Source organism: Pseudomonas sp. 05T35 (assembly GCF_056396605.1).
Genome location: NZ_JBFTLU010000788.1, coordinates 1 through 979, shown reverse-complemented (window position 1 = coordinate 979; position 979 = coordinate 1). Strand labels below are relative to the sequence as shown.

Sequence of the window (979 nt, the reverse complement as noted above, 5' to 3'; positions counted from 1 at the left end):
CCCGTCGTCCGGGGTATGTGTCGCTGAGCTTCAATACCATTGCGGCCTTCAACGCCAACGGCGCGATGCCGCACTACCACGCGACCGAAGAAGAGCACGCGGTGATCGAAGGCGACGGTCTGCTGTTGATCGACTCCGGCGGCCAGTACCTGGGCGGTACCACCGACATTACACGGATGGTGCCGGTGGGCACGCCGACCGCCGAGCAGAAACGCGACTGTACGCGCGTACTCAAGGGCGTGATTGCCTTGTCCCGTGCGCAGTTCCCGCGCGGCATTCTTTCGCCGTTGCTCGACGCCATCGCGCGTGCGCCGATCTGGGCGGAGAGCGTCGATTATGGTCATGGCACCGGACATGGCGTCGGCTACTTCCTGAACGTTCACGAAGGCCCGCAAGTGATTGCCTACCAAGCCGCACCGGCGCCGCAAACCGCGATGCAGCCGGGGATGATTACCTCGATCGAGCCGGGCACTTATCGTCCAGGTCGCTGGGGCGTGCGAATCGAAAACCTGGTGTTGAACCGTGAGGCAGGCAGCAGCGAGTTTGGCGAGTTCCTCAAGTTCGAAACCCTGACCTTGTGCCCGATCGACACCCGTTGTCTGGAGCCTTCGTTGCTGACTCAGGACGAGCGCGAGTGGCTTAACGCTTACCACGCGCAAGTTCGTGAGCGTTTGAGTCCGTTGCTCGATGGTGCTGCACTGGCGTGGTTAAACACCCGAACCGCGGCGATCTGAGTCGCGCTGTTGCGCCGTCAGTCTTCGGACGGCGGCGCAAGCTCGGGGGCGCGGGCGAGTGCTTCACTCATATAGTCGACGAACGCCTTGACCCTGGCCGACTGGCGACGATTGGCCGGGGACACTGCATGGATCGGCAACGATTGCGCGCGGTAGTCCTGCAAGATCGCGGTCACCCGACCGGCCCTCAAGTCTTCGCTGAACAACCATACCGGCGACAGCGCAATGCCTAGCCCGCCCAATAG

The 979-nt window shown here is 62.9% G+C and carries 2 protein-coding genes; one reads left to right on the top strand and one right to left on the bottom strand.

Annotated elements, in window-relative coordinates:
- On the top strand, positions 1 to 734 hold a 734-nt coding region (locus tag AC1DH9_RS29850; protein WP_477809416.1), incomplete at its 5' end, for a M24B family metallopeptidase.
- Between the two features lie 17 nt (positions 735 to 751).
- Here the strand turns inward: AC1DH9_RS29850 and AC1DH9_RS29845 are convergent.
- On the bottom strand, positions 752 to 979 hold a 228-nt coding region (locus tag AC1DH9_RS29845), incomplete at its 5' end, for a LysR substrate-binding domain-containing protein (RefSeq protein WP_477809415.1).